Source organism: Micromonospora sp. NPDC050397 (genome assembly GCF_044901685.1).
GTDB lineage: Bacteria > Actinomycetota > Actinomycetes > Mycobacteriales > Micromonosporaceae > Micromonospora_G.
This window is the reverse complement of record NZ_JBJDPS010000001.1, coordinates 263,913-281,226: the sequence shown is the minus strand read 5'-3', so window position 1 is coordinate 281,226 and position 17,314 is coordinate 263,913. Positions and strand designations below refer to the sequence as shown.

The window sequence follows — 17,314 nt, the reverse complement described above, 5'->3', positions numbered from 1 at the left end:
AAAATGACCACCCCTGACCTGCTGCGCGCCCCGGCCGAGGTCAAGTTCGCCGAGGAGCTCGACTGGCTGGAGTCGATCGACGACGGCCCCAAGCCGTACTCCTGGCGGCTCAGCCCTCGGATGGTGCGGCTGTTCGTCCTGGGCTCGGAACGCGCCGACGGCCTCGACCGCGAGATCTCGCAGAAGTGGTTCGGCGACCGCAGCTTCGTCGAGCGCAGCATCGTCACCCTCGCCTCCGACCGTGGCCTGCTGCTGATCGGCGACCCGGGCACCGGCAAGAGCTGGCTGGCCGAGCTGCTCGCGGCGGCGATCTGCCGCAACTCGACCCTGGTGGTGCAGGGCACCGCCGGCACCACCGAGGACCACATCAAGTACTCGTGGAACGTCTCGATGGTGATCGCCAAGGGACAGTCCCGGGCGTCGATGATCCCCTCCCCGATCATGACCGCGATGGAGCGGGGCGTCATCGGCCGGTTCGAGGAGCTGACCCGCTCCACCAGCGAGGTGCAGGACGCGCTGATCTCGATCCTGTCCGAGAAGTACGTCTCCATCCCGGAGCTGGACGACGACAACATCGTCTTCGCCCGTCCGGGTTTCTCGGTCATCGCGACCGCGAACAGCCGGGACCGGGGAGTCAACGACCTCTCCTCGGCGCTCAAGCGGCGGTTCAACTTCGTTCGTATCCCGGTGGTCACGAACAAGCGCAGCGAGGCGGAGATCGTCCGGTTCCGCACCACCGAGCTGCTCCGACGGCACCGGATCGAGCTGGACGTACCGCCGACGCTGCTCGACATCCTGCTCCAGTCGTTCGCCGACCTGCGTACCGCGGCGGCCGCCGCGACCAGCGACGACGAGAAGTTGGAGTCGGCCCTGTCCACCGCCGAACAGATCGGCGTGCTGGAGGACGCGATCCTGCACAGCAACTTCTTCGGCGACCGCACCCTGCGCGCGGAGACCCTGGCCGGTTCCCTGGTCGGGTCCCTGGCCCGGCGCAGCCCGGAGGATCTCGCCATCCTGAACAAGTACCTGCACGGGGTGGTCGAGCCGCGCAGCAAGGAGGCCGGCGGCGAGTGGACCGCGTTCCTGGAAGGCGGCCGGCAGACCATCGTGACGCTGTCATGACCGTCGTCGGGACGCTGCGGGAGCAGCTCCAGGACGCGGCGCGCGCCTTCGCCGACGGCCCCGACGCCCTGGCCGAGATCCTCGCCGGCCTGGTCGACGACGTCGACCGGGCACTCGGGGAGGAACTCGAGATCTTCCCGGTCTGCCACCACTCGCCCTCCTCGGCGCTGGCGATGGTGCGCCGGCTGCGCGAGAAGCAGCCGAAAGTGATCTACCTGGAGCTGTGCGAGGATTTCCAACCGCTCCTCACCGAGCTGCGCAACTGCCAACTGCCGGTGGCGCTACAGGCGTTCGCGAGCGAGTTGGACGGGCACCCGAAGGAGTGGGGTCCGCTCAGCGTGGTCGCGCCGGTCACCGAGGCGTCCGCCGAGTACCAGGCGATCGCGTACGCGTTGGAGACGCCCGGGGTCGAGCTGGTGCTGGTCGACCGTTCCACCGACCACGTCTTCCAGTGGCAGCCGCGCGACGGGCACCGGCCCGGCACCGGGACCGACGACGAGCCGGGGTCGCCCGGCGCCGATCCGTCGGCGCACGACGAGGAGGTCGACCTGCACGGTGACGCGGTCGGCATCGAGATCGGCGACCTGCGTCCCGGCTTCCGCGAGTTGGAGGAGCACCTGCTGCACCACGGCCGGGTACGGCACTGGTCCGAGTGGTGGGACCAGTACGTCGAGCAGCCGTTGGTGAACGCCGACTACGACACCTACCGGCAGGTGATGGTGCTGGTCGGCAGCCTGTTCCGCCGGCTGCGCCCCGGCGAGGCGGCACGGCTGGACCGGGACGAGGACCGCGAGCGTTACATGTGGACCCGGATGCGCGAGCACCTGGCGGCGTCGGGTGTCGACCGATCCGACTGCCTGTACGTCTGCGGCGCCTTCCACGCCGCCAGCCGGGTCGAGCAGTTCGGCTCCGCCTCCACGGTGCCGTTCGAGATCACCCCACGGACCGGCACCGCCTGGCTGTACGGCCTCGTGCCGTCCAGCCACTCCGCCATCGAGGCCCAGTTCGGGCTCGCCTCCGGCAGTGTCTCCATCGCCGCCACGACCTTCTCCCGCGCGGTGACGCGGGCCGGGGTGAAGACGTACCGTCTGGCCGGGCAGCAGGACGGCGGGCGTCCGGCCCGTACCCGTAAGCCGGCCGGCGCGGCGCGCACCGGAACCGGCCCGGCCGCGCCGACCGTCGCGGACCAGCTCTCGGGATTCCTGTCCCGCCCACCCGTTCCCGACGGACTGGACGAGGACGAACTGCTGGGCTGGTCCGTCGACATCGTGCGGCTGGCCCGGCGCAACGGCTACCTGGCGAGCACGGCGGACGCGATCGCCGTCTTCGAGACCTCGATCCTGCTCGCCGGGATGCGTAACCGGGCCCGGCCCACCCCGTACGACTTCGCCGACGCGGCCGTGACCTGCATCGAGAAGGACGTGGTGCCGGGCCGGCGGGACGTACGCCGGCTCTGCGAGATCCTGATGGGCGGCGACCGGATCGGCCGGGTCGGGTACGACGCGCTGCCACCGCTGGCGCGCGACGTCTACGACCGGCTGGCCCCGCTCGGCCTCCCGCTGGAGCGCCGCACCGTGCAGCGGGCGCTGCTCGACCTCACCGCCCGGCCGGAACTGCGGCCCGCCTCGGACCTGCTCTGGGTGCTGCGTGCGCTGCTGCCCGAGCAGACCGTGCGGCCGGTGATGGGCGAGCGGCGGCTCGGTGGCGCGTCGATCCAGGAGAGCTGGGACCTGGCGATCGGCCGCGACCAGCGCGCGCTGATCGAGCTCGGCTACGAGGGCGTCACCGTCGAGCAGGTGCTGGAGCAGCGGCTGCGGCGCGGCGTGTGGGCCCCGCAGGCCACCGCGGCGATGGCGCTGCGGGCGGTCGAGGACTCACTGCTGTACCTGCGCAACCCTCGGTTCACCGACGAACTCGGCGCCCGCGCGGTGCAGTTGCTCAGCGGCGAACGTACGTCGGACGACGCGCCCGAGGTACTGACCCGGATTCGCCGGCTGCTCACCTACTACCGCTCCACCCCGGACGGTCTGCCCGCCTGGTGCGAGAACTTCGGCTCCACCGGGTACGCGCACTACTGCACCCTGCTGCCGACCGCGTTCGTGGCCGAGGAGACCGGGGTACGCCAGGTCGCGGCGATGCTCGGGTTCCTGTTCAGCATCGAGAGCCTGGCCCTGTCGCTCGGCTGCGACCGGGCCCAGTTGGAGATCGCGGTCGCCCAGTCCCATCCCGAGGCGCCGGCCAAGGTCGCCCTGCTCTGGGCGGCCCGCTTTCAACTGGGGTCGCTCTCCCTGGCCCAGTTGCGCGAACGGACCACCGGCCTGCTGGAGAACCCGCTGGTCATACCCACCTTCCCGCGGTACCTGATCGGCTTCGCCCAGGCGCTCGAACCCGTGCCGACCCTGGCGCCGTTTGTGGTGGAGGTGCTGTCGAAGGCGTTCGGACGGCTGCCCGACCCGGTGCTGCTGCCGTGGCTGCCGACCCTGATCACCACGCTGCGCGCGGAGGCCGGCGACCAGGTGCCCCGGCTCGTCCGCGAGGCGGGCCGGACCTTCCCGGCCGGGCTCGCGGCGCTCGACGCCTGGACGCCGCCCTGGTCCGGGGCGGGCACGGCGAGCGCCGGTCGCCCGGCGGCCGGGTCCGGCGCCGACGGTACGGGCTCCGCCGGGTCGGGCCCGGGCGACACCGGACCGGTGGCGCGACTGCTGGCCGGGCACCCGGAGTCCTGTGACGCGGTGGCCGGGCTGCTCGGTTGCGACGACGGCTGGCGGTCGTCCGCGGCTCCGGCCGCCACACCCTTCGGGACGGAGTTGCCGGAGCTGCTCGCGCGTTATCCGGAGACCGCCGTGGCACTCGCGGCGCGGCTCTGACCGTCGGGGGAGCAACCGTTCCGCCGGGCCGAGCCCGGCGGAACGGTTGTCGCCCGGCTGGTCAGTCCGGGGCGGGCGGTGGCTGGTCCGACGCGGTCGCCAGGTGCAGGGAGAGTTCCTGGACCAGGTCGTCCATGCTCTGCCCGCTCTGCGCCCGGACCAGGCCGAGAGCCAGCTCCGCGAGCAGGTAGAACCCGAGCGTCTTGGCCTGCTCGCTGGGAAACGCGGCGAGCAGTGCCTCGGCGCCGTCGAGGTCGCCCCGGTGCCGGGCCGCGACAACTCCGGCGGCCCGCTGCACGGCCTCGGCGGCGGCCGGGGTGGGGTGGTCCACCACGCTCAGATCTTGGGCTTGGTGGCGCGGGCGGCGTCGAACCGGCTGGTCACGTCGGTCCAGTTCACCAGGTTCCACAGCCGGTCCACGTAGTCCGGACGCACGTTGCGGTACTGCAGGTAGTACGCGTGCTCCCACGCGTCGAACACCAGCACCGGGGTCGAACCCTGACCAACGTTGCCGTGATGGTCGTAGACCTGCTCCACGATCAACCGCTGGCCCAGCGGCTCCCACGCCAGCACTCCCCAACCCGAACCCTGCACACCCTTTGTCGCCGCCGAGAGCTGACCGGCAAAACCTTCGAACGAGCCGAAGTGCTCGTCGATCGCCGCCGCCAACTCGCCCTCCGGGCGGTCGCCACCGTCCGGCGACAGGTTGTTCCAGAAGATCGAGTGCAGGACGTGACCGGAGAGGTTGAACGCGTACGTCTTCTCCAGCCCGACCAGGGTGTTGTAGTCGCCCTTCTCCCTCGCCTCGGCGAGCCGGTCGAGCCCGTCGTTGGCGCCCTTGACGTACGCCGCGTGGTGCTTGCTGTGGTGCAACTCCAGGATCTCCCCGGACATCGCCGGTTCGAGCGCGCCGTAGTCGTAGGGCATGTCGGGCAGGGTGTACACGGCCATCGGTACGTCCTCTCGCATAAGAATCGCTGTTGCCAACATAGTGCAACAAGGCTCGACCGTCAGGATCACCTTCTCCGACGCCAACACGCCGGCACGACATGTGGTGTTCAACAACCGGACCTCCCCCATATATAGTTCGTGACGCGACTGGTTCGGCCGGGCATCCACCCCGGCCGAGGCAAGAGGGAACCCGGCGCGAATCCGGGACTGCCCCGCAGCGGTAAGTGGGAACGACCGCCGTCACGAAGCACTGGGAGACAACCGGCCCGGCCGGAAGCCCTGGGAAGCGACGGCCAGTAGGGGGTCACGGCTGGTCCGTGGCCACGCCCACGAGTCCGAAGACCTGCCAGCCGCGCCGCGCCGGACAACCGCGCGCGGCGGTCCGAGACCGCGTGGGACGGTCGACGGCTGCGACGTACGCCAGGGCGTGCGTCTCCGCCCGCCTGCGCGCGTTCCGGACCTCGTCGACACGAGCACGAGGAGCGACAGGTGACGGTCACAGAGCTGGCTGCGGGCGAGCGGGCGACGGACGGCGACACGTCCGCACCGGGGCAGCGGCGTACCCAGATGCGGGTACGCAAGCGCAACGGCGCGTTCGAACCGGTCGACGTCAACAAGATCGTCCGGGCGGTGGAACGCTGGGCGGGCGACCTGGACGACATCGACCCGCTGCGGGTCGCGACCCGGACGATCAGCGGCCTCTACGACGGGGCGACAACGGCCGAACTGGACCGGTTGTCGATCCAGACCGCCGCCGAGATGATCGGCGAGGAGCCCCAGTACTCCCGACTCGCGGCCCGGCTCCTGGCCGGTTACGTCGACAAGGAGGTACGCGGGCAGGGCATCGCGTCGTTCAGCCAGGCGATCCGACTCGGCCACGAACTCGGACTGGTCGGCGACCAGACGGCGCGCTTTGTCGCCGTCAACGCCCGCAAGCTCGACGACGCCGTCGACCCCACGGCCGACCTGCGGTTCGAGTACTTCGGGCTGCGTACGGTGCACGACCGGTACCTGCTGCGGCACCCGACCAGCCGGCTGGTGGTGGAGACACCGCAGTACTGGCTGCTGCGGGTCGCCTGCGGCCTGTCCCACACCCCCGGCGAGGCGATCGGGTTCTACCGGCTGATGTCGACGCTCGCGTACCTGCCGAGTTCCCCGACGCTGTTCAACTCCGGCACCGCGCACACCCAGATGTCCTCCTGCTTCCTGGTCGACTCGCCCCGCGACGAACTCGACTCGATCTACGACCGGTACGCCCAGGTGGCGAAGCTGTCGAAGTTCGCCGGCGGGATCGGGATCGCGTGGTCCCGGGTGCGCTCGCGGGGTGCGTTGATCCGGGGCACCAACGGGTTGTCGAACGGTATCGTGCCGTGGCTGCGCACGCTGGACGCGAGCGTCGCCGCGGTCAATCAGGGCGGCCGGCGCAAGGGGGCGGCCTGCGTCTACCTGGAGCCGTGGCACCCGGACATCGAGGAGTTCCTCGAACTGCGGGACAACACCGGCGAGGACGCGCGGCGTACGCACAACCTGAACCTGGCGAACTGGATCCCGGACGAGTTCATGCGGCGGGTCGAGGCCGACGGCACGTGGTCGCTGTTCGACCCGGCCGAGGTGCCCGAGCTGCCCGACCTGTGGGGGGAGGACTTCGACGCCGCGTACCGGGCCGCCGAGACCGCCGGCCGGTTCGTGCGCCAGGTCAAGGCCCGCGACCTGTACGGGCGGATGATGCGCACCCTGGCCCAGACCGGTAACGGCTGGATGACCTTCAAGGACCCGTCGAACCGGCTGTGCAACCAGACCGCCGAGCCGGGCAACGTGGTGCACCTGTCGAACCTCTGCACCGAGATCGTGGAGGTCTCCAGCGACGGCGAGACGGCCGTCTGCAACCTCGGTTCGATCAACCTCGCCGCGCACGTGGCAGCCGACGGCATCGACTGGGAACGGCTGCGCGAGACGGTACGGACCGCCGTCCTCTTCCTCGACCGCGTGATCGACATCAACTACTACCCCAGCGTCGAGGCGGCGGCGAGCAACCCGCGCTGGCGGCCGATTGGCCTCGGCCTGATGGGCCTACAGGACGCGTTCTTCGCGCTGCGGCTGCCGTTCGACTCGGCGCCGGCCAGGGAACTGTCGACCAGGATCTCGGAGGAGATCTACCTGACCGCGCTGGAGAGCTCCGTCGAGCTGGCCCGACAGTTCGGCCCGCATCCGGCGTACCCGCAGACCCGGGCCGCCCGGGGCCAGCTCCAACCCGACCTGTGGGGGGTGACCCCGACCCAGACCGAGCGTTGGGCCGCCCTACGGGAAGAGGTCGCCGCGCACGGGCTGCGCAACTCGCTGCTGATCGCGATCGCCCCGACCGCCACCATCGCGTCGATCGCCGGCTGTTACGAGTGCATCGAGCCGCAGGTGTCCAACCTGTTCAAGCGGGAGACCCTCTCCGGCGAGTTCCTCCAGGTCAACACCGCCCTGGTCCGGCAGCTCAAGGAGCTCGGGCTCTGGACCGAGCAGGTCCGGACCGAGATCAAGCGGGCCGAGGGGTCGGTGCAGGGCATCGACGCGCTACCCGCCGAGGTACGGGAACTCTTCCGGACCGCCTGGGAACTCCCGCAGCGGGCGCTGATCGACCTCGCGGCGGCCCGCTCCCCCTTTGTCGACCAGAGCCAGTCGCTGAACCTGTTCATGAGCGCGCCGAGCATCGGCAAGCTCTCCTCGATGTACCTGTACGCCTGGAAGTCGGGTCTGAAGACGACGTACTACCTGCGGTCCCGTCCCGCCACCCGGATCCAGCAGGCCACCGTCGCGATCGACCGTCCCGCGGTCGCCGACCCCGAGGCGGTCGCCTGCTCGCTGGAGAACCCCGAGTCGTGCGACGCGTGCCAGTAACCCGATCCCGGCCACCAACGGAAGGTAAGGCGACCCGATGACCCGTACGGAAAAGACCGGGATGTTGCTCGACCCCGGCATGGACCTGACCCTGCGACCGATGCGTTACCCGCACTTCTTCGACCGGTTCCGGGACGCGATCAAGAACACCTGGACCGTCGAGGAGGTGGACCTGCACTCCGACCTGGCCGACCTGACCCGGCTCACCCCGGCCGAACGGCACCTGGTCAGCCGGCTGGTCGCCTTCTTCGCCACCGGTGACACCATCGTCGCCAACAATCTGGTGCTCAACCTCTACCAGCACGTGAACTCCCCGGAGGGCCGGCTCTACCTGTCCCGGCAACTGTTCGAGGAGGCGGTGCACGTCCAGTTCTACCTGAACCTGCTCGACACCTACGTGCCGGACGAGGCCGAACGGTTCGCCGCCTTCGACGCGATCGAGAGCATCCCGTCGATCCGCCGCAAGGCCGAGTTCTGCTTCCGCTGGATCGACTCGGTCTTCGAGCTGCGGGAGCTGAGGAGCCGCGACGACCGGCGGGCGTTCCTGCTCAACCTGATCTGCTTCGCCGCCTGCATCGAGGGGCTCTTCTTCTACGGCGCGTTCGCGTACGTCTACTTCCTGCGCTCCCGGGGACTGCTGCACGGGCTCGCCTCCGGCACCAACTGGGTGTTCCGCGACGAGTCGATGCACATGGCGTTCGCCTTCGACGTCGTCGACACGGTCCGCCAGCAGGAACCCGACCTGTTCGACGACGAGATGCGCCAGCAGGTACGCGACATGCTCGCCGAGGCGGTCGAGTGCGAGGTGCAGTTCGCCGAGGACCTGCTCGAACAGGGCGTCTCCGGGCTCTCCCTGCCGGACATGCGCGAATACCTCCAACACGTCGCCGACCGGCGGCTCGCCCAACTCGACATCGCCCCGCTGTACGGGTCGAAGAACCCGTTCGCGTTCATGGAGTTGCAGGACGTACAGGAGCTGTCGAACTTCTTCGAGCGCCGGGTGTCGGCGTACCAGGTCGGGGTGAGCGGCACGGTCAGCTTCGACGACGACTTCTGACACGTACCCGTGGCGGGTGGGGCGAACCGACCGGACGCCGTACGATGGCCGACAGTGCTGGTTCGCCCCGCTTCGCGGCGGGGCGTCGTAAGAGGGAACCCGGTGCAAAACCGGGACTGCCCCGCAGCGGTGAGTGGGAACGACCGCCGTCATACGCACTGGACGCGTACGCGTCTGGGAAGCGACGGCCAGTAGGAGACCGGGTCGCACCGGTCGCGCCCGCGAGTCCGAAGACCTGCCCGCACCGCGTACGCGTCCGCGTGCGCCGCCGTCGGCCCCTCGGGAGGGCCAGGGCGAGGCCGGTCGTCGTACCGTGCCCTGCCGTGTCCTCCCGGGTGGCCGTCGGCCGACCTCGAGGGAAGGACACCCGTCTCGTGACCACACCGTTCGGGCTGAGCACCGTGCTCGGCTATCCCCGTATCGGTCCGCACCGGGAGCTCAAGCAGGCCGTCGAGTCCTACTGGGGCGGCCGGACCGACGCGGCCACCCTGGAGCGGACCGCCGCCGGCCTGCGCGCCGACGTCTGGCGCACCCTGCGTGACGCCGGTCTGGGCGCCGTCCCGTCCAACACGTTCTCCTACTACGACCAGATGCTCGACACCTGCGTCCTGGTCGACGCGGTGCCGGACCGCTTCCGTCGCCTCGACCTCGACGACCTGGACACCTACTTCGCCATGGCCCGGGGGACGGCGCGGGAGCCGGCCCTGGAGCTGACGAAGTGGTTCGACACCAACTACCACTACCTGGTGCCGGAGATCGGCCCGGACACCGTCTTCACCGCCCGCCCGGACAAATCGGTACGCGAACACGCCGAGGCCGAGGCGCTCGGTGTCCCGACCCGACCGGTGCTGGTCGGCCCGGCGACGTTCCTCCTGCTGGCCAAGTCCACCGAGGACGCCCCGGAGGGGTTCCGGCCGTTCGACCGGCTCGACGATCTCGTCGCGGTCTACGCCGACCTCCTCGGCACCCTCGCCGACGCCGGGGTCGCCTGGGTCCAACTCGACGAGCCCGGGTACGTCGCCGACCGCACCCCGGACGAGATCGACGCGCTGCGTGCGGCGTACCGCCGGCTCGGCGCGACGGAGCACCGGCCGGAGCTCTTTGTCGCGTCCTACTTCGGTGAACTCGGCGACGCGCTGCCGGCCCTGCTCGACACGCCGGTAGAAGCGGTCGGCATCGACCTGGTCGCCGGGCCCGGCGACCTCGCCCGGCTCGCCGCCGCCGGTCCGCTGCGGGGCAGGACGATCGTCGCCGGGCTGGTCGACGGTCGCAACGTCTGGCGTACCGACCTGCGCGCCGCCACCGCGACCGGTGCCGCGCTGACCGGCCTGGCCGACCACGTCGCGGTGTCCACGTCGTGTTCGCTGCTGCACGTGCCGGTCGACCTGGCCGCCGAACCCGACCTCGACCACGACCTACGCGCCCGGCTCGCGTTCGCCCGGCAGAAGGTGGACGAGGTGGTCGCCCTCGGCCGGGCCCTGCGCGACGGCGTCGCGGCGCTCCCCGCGCCCGTGCCCGCCGCACCGGCGGCCTGGCGGGACAACGCCGTTCGCGCCCGGCTCGACGCGCTCCGCCCCGAACACGTACGTCGCGGGCCGTACCCGCAGCGCGCCGCCGCGCAGCGGTCCCGGCTGAACCTGCCGGCGCTGCCCACCACGACCATCGGGTCCTTCCCGCAGACCCCGGAACTGCGTCGGGCCCGTGCGGCGCACCGGGCCGGACGACTCGACGACGCCGGCTACACGGAACGGATGCGGGCCGAGGTCGCGCACGTCATCGCGCTACAGGAACGACTCGGGCTGGACGTGCTGGTGCACGGCGAGCCGGAGCGCAACGACATGGTGCAGTACTTCGGCGAACAGCTCGACGGGTTCGCCGCCACGGCCAACGGCTGGGTGCAGTCGTACGGCTCGCGGTGCGTACGGCCGCCGATCGTCTACGGCGACGTGGCCCGGAGCGGCCCGATGACCGTCGGCTGGTCCACCTACGCTCAGTCGCTGACCAGTCGACCGGTGAAGGGCATGCTCACCGGACCGGTGACGATCCTGGCATGGTCGTTCGTCCGGACCGACCAACCCCTGGCAGACACCGCCAACCAGATCGCCCTCGCGCTGCGCGACGAGGCCCGTGACCTGGAGGCGGCCGGTATCCGGGTGATCCAGGTCGACGAACCCGCGCTGCGGGAGAGGCTGCCGCTGCGCCGGGTCGAGCAGCGGGCGTACCTCGACTGGGCGGTCGCCGCCTTCCGGCTCGCCACCAGCGGGGTCGCCGACGCCACGCAGATCCACACCCACCTGTGCTACTCCGAGTTCGGCGAGGTGCTGCCCGCGATCGACGCTCTCGACGCCGACGTCACCAGCATCGAGGCGTCCCGGTCGAAGATGGAGATCCTCGACGATCTGCACGCCGCCGGATATGCCCGCGGGGTCGGCCCCGGGGTGTACGACATCCACTCGCCACGCGTACCCGAACAGAGCGAGGTCACCGACGCGCTACGTCGCGCCGTTGCCGCAGTGCCGCCGGACCGGCTCTGGGTCAACCCGGACTGCGGGCTGAAGACCCGTGGGTACGCCGAGGTCGAACAGGCCCTGCGTCACCTCGTGGCCGGCGCCGCCGAGATACGGCTCACGCTCGCCTGAGCCCGGTTGGGGCGGCGACCCCCGCCGCCCCAACCACCCGAACCGACGGAGCAGTCCTCCGGTGCCGGTCCGGTCAGTGCCCCAGGCCGCGCTCGATCGCCTCGATGATGCGCGGCCGCAGCTCGGCCGCGCCGACGATCGCGTCCACCGAGCCGACCTCGACCGCGCGCTGGATGCTGTGCACCCGGTCGAACTCGGCGGCGACCTCGCCGAGCTTCTCCGCCCGTACGGCGGACTGCACCTCGGCGAGCTGGGCGTTGCGCGTCGCCCGCTCGGCGCCGCTGGCCGCGAGCACGCTCGCCTGCAACTCGACCACCCGTGGGTCGGTCGCGGTGCGGTTGTTCACCTCGCCGGAGAAGACCACCGCCGCCGCCGGGGCGCCGCCGAGCACCGAGGCGAACGAGCCCTCCAGCGCCAGCACGGTCATGTTCGGGTTGAGCGCCTTGGAGAAGACCACAAACGCGCCGCCGTGGTAGCGGGAGATCACGCAGAAGACGATCGGGCCGTCGAAGTTGACGATCGCCCGGCCGATCTCGGCCCCGTACTCCAGTTGGAGCTTGCGCATCGACTCCGGCGAGCCGTCGAACCCGGACAGGTTCGCCAGCACGACCAGCGGGCGGTTGCCCGAGGCCGAGTTGATCGCCCGCGCGGTCTTCTTCGACGACTGCGGGAACAAGGTGCCGGCGGTGTAGGTGTCCGGCCCGTCGGTGGGCGGGAAACCGCGCCGGGGCACCGGCCGCGACTCGATCCCGATCAGGCAGACCGGCCAGCCCCCGATGTGCACGTCCTGGACCGCCGAGGTGTCGGCGTCGGCCATTCCCGCCCAACGCTCCAGCACCGGGTGGTCCTGGTCGGAAAGGGCACGCATCACCGTACGGATGTCGAACGGCTTCTTGCGGTCCGGGTTGTGCGCGGCGGAGAAGATCTGGCCGACGGTGCCGAAGTCGCTGCCGGCGACCGTGTGCGGGAAGTCGGAGATGTCCCGGCCGACCGGGTCGGTCGTGACGGCCTTGCGGGGCGCCGTCTCACCCGGCACGACGTAGGTGTGGTCGTAGTGCGCCATCAGCACGTCGCGAGCGGCCGGCAGGTGGGGTGCCCAGTACTGCGCCTGGCCGTTCGGGCCCATCACCCGGTCGTAGCCGCCGATGCCGAAGTTGTCCTCGGCCGAGACACCGCCGGAGAAGTCCAACGACTGCTTGCCGGTGAGCACCATCGCCGAGTCCGGCGTCATCACCAGGATGCCCTTGGTGTGCATGAGCATCGTGGCCTCGGCGTTCCAGTACGGCTGGGCGCCGACGGTGATCCCCGCGACCACGATGTTGATCTCGCCACCGTCCTGGGTGAACGTGACGATCCGCTTGAGCGCGGCGGCCACCCAGTCCATGTTCTCGGTGCCCGAGGACATCGAGATCCGGGCGCCCGCCGACAGCGCGAACCACTCCAGCGGGACCCGCATCCGCTCGGCCAGGTCGATCGCCGCGATCACCCGGGCGCACTCCGGCTCCGACAGCGCGCCGAGCGCCTTGGTCGGGTCGCCGAGCAGCACCACCCGGGTGATGCCCTCGGGGTGCCGCGCGGTCGGCGTGGTCACCACACCGACCACGATCGCCGCCGAGTTCTTCCCCTTCGGCCGGTCGACCGGCACCAGCGCGCCGTCGGCGTCGAGGTCGTGCTCGGTGAAGCCACCGTCGGGGCCGGTGAGCAGCCCGGTCAGCTCGTACGGGTAGACATTGCCGCGCCGGGCCGCGCGCAGCACCTTCTGGCGGTAGTCGTCCAACGGCTGCACCGGCTCCATCGACGGCTCGCCGACGTGCAGGTGCGCGCCGTGGCCCGGGTCGAGGGTGATCCGGACCGCGACCTCGGTCAGCTCGCCGGAGGCGGTGCGCTGGCGGGCCACGAACTGGACCTCCTCCAGCCCCGCCCCCGCGGTGGTCGGCAGGATGCGTTGGACCAGCATGTTCAGCTCGTCGACGGTCAGCTCGGTCGACGGCCAGACGTACATCATGATGCGGTTGGTGTCGAACCGCTTGTTCTGCGGTCGCTGCGCCTGGATGTTGCGGATCGCGTCCAGGCCCGCCGTGATCGCGTCCTCCACCGCCGGCAGCGCGACCAGCCGGCCGTCGGCCTCACGCAGCGGCGTCAGGTCGCGGACCTGGCCCATCGCGATCAGCCGCTCGTCGGCCGGGTTGCTCCGGGCGACGGCCTTGAACAGGTAGATCTCCTCGTCGGCGGAGGGCAGCCGGGTGAGGTCGAACTCGCGCAGCCGCTCCAGTTGCAGGCGCTGGGCGATCTGCGGGTGCAGGCCCCGGATCAGTCGGTCCTCGACGAGCCCGGCCCCGTCGGGCCGGAAGGTGAAGTGGTGGTGCATCACCGCGCCGCTGGTGCCGGCGACGGTGGTGGTGATCCGGCGTACGGCGGCGGGCGGCGGGTGCTCGGCGAGGAGTTGTCCGAGTCGTACGGCCATCGCGTCGGCGTCCGGTTGGTCCTCCCACGTGACGTAGACGTCGGCTTCGATCCCCTGCTCGGCGTCGCCGACGAACGTACCGAGGGCACCGATGGCGTCGGGCAGGGCGGCGATGTCGACGGCGGTGGTGACCACCCGGGCCACCCCGCCGGAGCCGGTGTGTTCGGCGGTGACGAAGCGGCAGCCGGCGGTCTCCCGGGTGGTGACCCCGGCCAACCCACGGTTGCCGTAGTAGCGGCGGGTCAGCACCTCCAGCAGCGGGGCGTGGTCCCGCCCGGCCCGGCCGATCCGCTGGCCGATCAGCCGGACCAGCGGCTCGGCGCTGGCCACCATGGTCTGGATCCGCTCGGCCCGGTCCGGCGCCTCCGGGTTGCGGTCGAGGTAACGCAGGTCGTCGCGGATCGCGGCGTACACCTTGGCGCGGTTGCGGCGCAGCAGCGGCTGGGCGAACCAGCGGAACACCACACCGCGGGCCAGGTCCGACACCGCCGGGAACCGCACCTGGGTGGCTTCGACCAGGTGTTCCAGGGTGAGCCCGGCGCGCTCGCTCATCGACTCCAGCGGCGGCACCCCGGCCAGCCACTGACGGAGCAGTTCCGACACCACCACCACGTCGGTCGACATCCGCTGTTGGGCCAGGAAGATCCGGAAGACCGCCGACTCGAGCTCCGGCGTACGGTCCAGGTCGGTGATGCCGTAGTGCCCGAGCACCCGTTCCAGCTTGGCCTGGAACGCCTCGGTGACCCCGGCGCGTTCGACGTCGAGGCTTTGCAGGTAGCTGTGGAAGTACTCGCGCGGGCTGTGCACCGGGCTGCCCGGCTCGACCTCGATCTCGCCGCCCGGCTTGTTGCGGCTCAGCTCCGACAGGTCGGCGAAGACCGTCAGCAGGTCCAGCTCGCCGGGGAGCGGCCGGTCGCCGAGTTCGGCCCGCGCGGCGACGTACTCGGAGAGCACGCGTTTGCGGTCCTGCGGGTCGACGTCGAAGCCCAGCAGCATGCCGCGCAGGTCGTGCAGGCCGCGCTCGACCCGCGCGGTCGCCGAGACCAGCGCCGGCTCGGCAGGCAGGTCGATCTCGACCGTCTCGACGGCGTTCGCGGTCTGTTCCTCGGCACCCTCGTCGGCGAGGGGCTCCAGGCGCATCAGCGGCGCGCCGGTCTCGACCTGGCTGCCCACCGACACCGGGCACTCGCGCACCCGGGCCCGGAACGGCGCCCGCAGCACCGTCTCCATCTTCATGCTCTCCAGCACCAGGATCGGGGCGCCCGCGGCGACCTCGTCCCCGACCGACAGCGGCGTCGCCACCACCAGGGCGGGCGAGGGAGAGCGGACGACGCCGCCCTCGTCACGGCTGATCCGGTGGGTGGTGCCGTCCACCTCCACCAGGTGGATCGGACCGTGCGTGGCCGACACCAGCCGGAACCGGTGCCCGTTGACCACGATCCGGCCACTGTGCTCGTCGAACCGCTCGACCTCGACGTCGGCCCGGTGCACGTCACCACCGCCGGAGACACCGACGCGGAACCGCTTCTGACCGACCCGGGCGACGCTCACCCGGTAACCGACGCCACGCAGCTTCAGGTCCAGCGGCCGGCCGCTCTCGTGCTGCACCTGCGGACGCCCGCCGTGCGCGGTGGCGAGCAGCCGCTGCCGGCTGATCTCCTCCTCGTCCTGGTACGCCTCGATCGCCGCCGCCGCCAGGGCGACCGCGGAGTTGCGGTGGCTGACCAGGCGCCCCTGGGCGCGGACGCGGTCGATCCAGCCGGTGTCGGCGCTGGCGTCGATCACCTCGGGCTGGTCGAGCAGGTCGAGCACGAAGCTCTTGTTGGTGACCCCACCCTCGATGATCACGGTGGTCTCGGCCATCGCCCGGCGCAGCCGGCCCAGCGCCTGTTCACGGTCGTGGCCGTACGCGATGATCTTCGCGATCATCGAGTCGAAGTCGGCCGGGATGCTGTCGCCCTCGCTGACGCCGGTGTCCACCCGGATACCGGGCCCGGAGGGGAGCAACAGCCGGGCGATGCGGCCGGGTGAGGGGGCGAAGTCGCGGTCCGGGTCCTCGGCGTTGAGCCGGGCCTCGACGGCGTGGCCGCTCTCGACCGGCCTGGTGCCCTCCAGCCGTCCCCCGCCGGCCACGTGCAACTGGAGCCGGACCAGGTCGGTCCCGGTGGTGATCTCGGTGATCGGGTGCTCGACCTGCAACCGGGTGTTGACCTCGAGGAAGGCGAACAGCTTCTCGCCGGGGTGGTAGAGGAACTCGACCGTGCAGGCACCCCGGTAGCCGACGGCGACGGCGAGCCGCTCGGCCGACGCCTTCAGCTCCGCGGCCTGCTCCGGCTCGAGCACCGGCGAGGCGGACTCTTCAATGATCTTCTGGTTGCGCCGCTGCACCGAGCAGTCACGCACCCCCAACGCCCACGCGGTGCCCTGGCCGTCGGCGATGACCTGGACCTCGACGTGCCGGGCGCCGGTGACCAGGCGCTCCAGGAAGACCACGCCGGAGCCGAAGGCGCGCAGCGCCTCCTGGCTGGTGCGCTCGTACGCCTCGGTCAGCTCCTCGCCCGAGGCGACCATGCGGATGCCGCGACCGCCGCCGCCGGCGGTCGCCTTGAGCATCAGCGGGTAGCCGATCTCGTGGCCGGCACGGAGTGCGTCCTCGAGGGTGGCGACCTCGCCCCGGCTCCACGGCGCGACCGGGACACCGACCTCCTCGGCCATCAGCTTCGCGCCGATCTTGTCACCGAGCCTGCGCATCGCCTCCGGGCTCGGCCCGATGAAGGTGACACCGATCTTCTCGCAGAGCTCGGCGAACATCGGGTCCTCGGCGACGAACCCCCACCCGACCCAGGCCGCGTCGGCCCGGGTCTCGACCAGGGCCCGTTCCAGCACCGCGTGGTCGAGGTACGGGCGGGCCGAGGCGGGGCCGAGCAGGTAGGCGCTGTCCGCCTCCCGGACGAAGGTCGCGTTGCGATCGGCGTCGGTGTAGAGGGCGATCGTCTCGATCCGCGCCCCGGTTTCCGCCGAAAGATCCCGGACAGCGTGGATGAGCCGCATCGCGGCCTCACCACGGTTGACTATGGCGACACGACTGAACACCGCTAAGCCTCCCAAACACCCACGCACAGAAGGCGACGTCCGGGTTCCGGAGCGTCGCCTGCACCTGCCTACACCCTGCTCGATTACCGCCGGGTACACAAATGTCGCGCGACACCGGGTCGGAGCCGCCGCGACCCGGGGCCGCGACGGTCAGCGACGACGGATCGTCGACGTCGACAGCATAGGCCGACGCCGGGCGCGCCGGGGACGCTGGCCCGCCGACCGCTGCTCAGGA

Annotated in this window: 8 protein-coding genes and 2 riboswitches; of the genes, 5 read left to right on the top strand and 3 right to left on the bottom strand. The window is 71.2% G+C overall.

Annotation, left to right across the window (positions count from 1 at the left end; translation table 11 throughout):
* Positions 1-3: 3 nt before the first annotated feature.
* Both ACI2K4_RS01085 and ACI2K4_RS01080 read left to right on the top strand, forming a co-directional pair.
* Positions 4-1,122, top strand: coding sequence for an AAA family ATPase (locus tag ACI2K4_RS01085; protein WP_404507789.1), 1,119 nt, complete (start codon positions 4-6; stop codon positions 1,120-1,122).
* Positions 1,119-3,989 (top strand): DUF5682 family protein, encoded by a 2,871-nt coding sequence (locus ACI2K4_RS01080; RefSeq protein ID WP_404507788.1) that lies wholly within the window; start codon positions 1,119-1,121, stop codon positions 3,987-3,989. The genes ACI2K4_RS01085 and ACI2K4_RS01080 overlap by 4 nt, the downstream gene beginning before the upstream one ends.
* 61 nt (positions 3,990-4,050) lie before the next feature.
* Here the strand turns inward: ACI2K4_RS01080 and ACI2K4_RS01075 are convergent, their stop codons facing one another.
* Together ACI2K4_RS01075 and ACI2K4_RS01070 are read right to left on the bottom strand one after the other, a co-directional pair.
* Positions 4,051-4,323, bottom strand: coding sequence for a superoxide dismutase (locus tag ACI2K4_RS01075; protein ID WP_404507787.1), 273 nt, complete (start codon positions 4,321-4,323; stop codon positions 4,051-4,053).
* A 2-nt stretch (positions 4,324-4,325) separates the two neighbouring features.
* Positions 4,326-4,940, bottom strand: coding sequence for a superoxide dismutase (locus tag ACI2K4_RS01070; RefSeq protein ID WP_404507786.1), 615 nt, complete (start codon positions 4,938-4,940; stop codon positions 4,326-4,328).
* A 131-nt stretch (positions 4,941-5,071) separates the two neighbouring features.
* Positions 5,072-5,306, top strand: a riboswitch (cobalamin riboswitch).
* Positions 5,307-5,444: 138 nt separating this feature from the next.
* On the opposite strand from ACI2K4_RS01070, the gene ACI2K4_RS01065 reads away from it, so the two are divergent.
* From ACI2K4_RS01065 to metE, 3 genes are all read left to right on the top strand, one after another.
* Positions 5,445-7,826, top strand: coding sequence for a ribonucleoside-diphosphate reductase subunit alpha (locus tag ACI2K4_RS01065; protein WP_404509142.1), 2,382 nt, complete (start codon positions 5,445-5,447; stop codon positions 7,824-7,826).
* Between the two features lie 37 nt (positions 7,827-7,863).
* The gene (locus ACI2K4_RS01060) at positions 7,864-8,883 is read left to right on the top strand and encodes a ribonucleotide-diphosphate reductase subunit beta (protein ID WP_404507785.1); all 1,020 of its coding nucleotides are present in this window, start codon (positions 7,864-7,866) and stop codon (positions 8,881-8,883) included.
* Between the two features lie 41 nt (positions 8,884-8,924).
* Positions 8,925-9,141, top strand: a riboswitch (cobalamin riboswitch).
* Between the two features lie 116 nt (positions 9,142-9,257).
* Positions 9,258-11,522: a 5-methyltetrahydropteroyltriglutamate--homocysteine S-methyltransferase gene (gene metE, locus ACI2K4_RS01055; protein ID WP_404507784.1), complete on the top strand. Its 2,265-nt coding sequence runs from the start codon at positions 9,258-9,260 to the stop codon at positions 11,520-11,522.
* A gap of 73 nt (positions 11,523-11,595) precedes the next feature.
* Here the strand turns inward: metE and ACI2K4_RS01050 are convergent, their stop codons facing one another.
* Positions 11,596-17,079 carry a biotin carboxylase N-terminal domain-containing protein gene (locus tag ACI2K4_RS01050; RefSeq protein ID WP_404507782.1) on the bottom strand — a complete coding sequence of 1,828 codons (5,484 nt, stop codon included), beginning with the start codon at positions 17,077-17,079 and terminating at the stop codon, positions 11,596-11,598.
* Positions 17,080-17,314 lie beyond the last annotated feature (235 nt).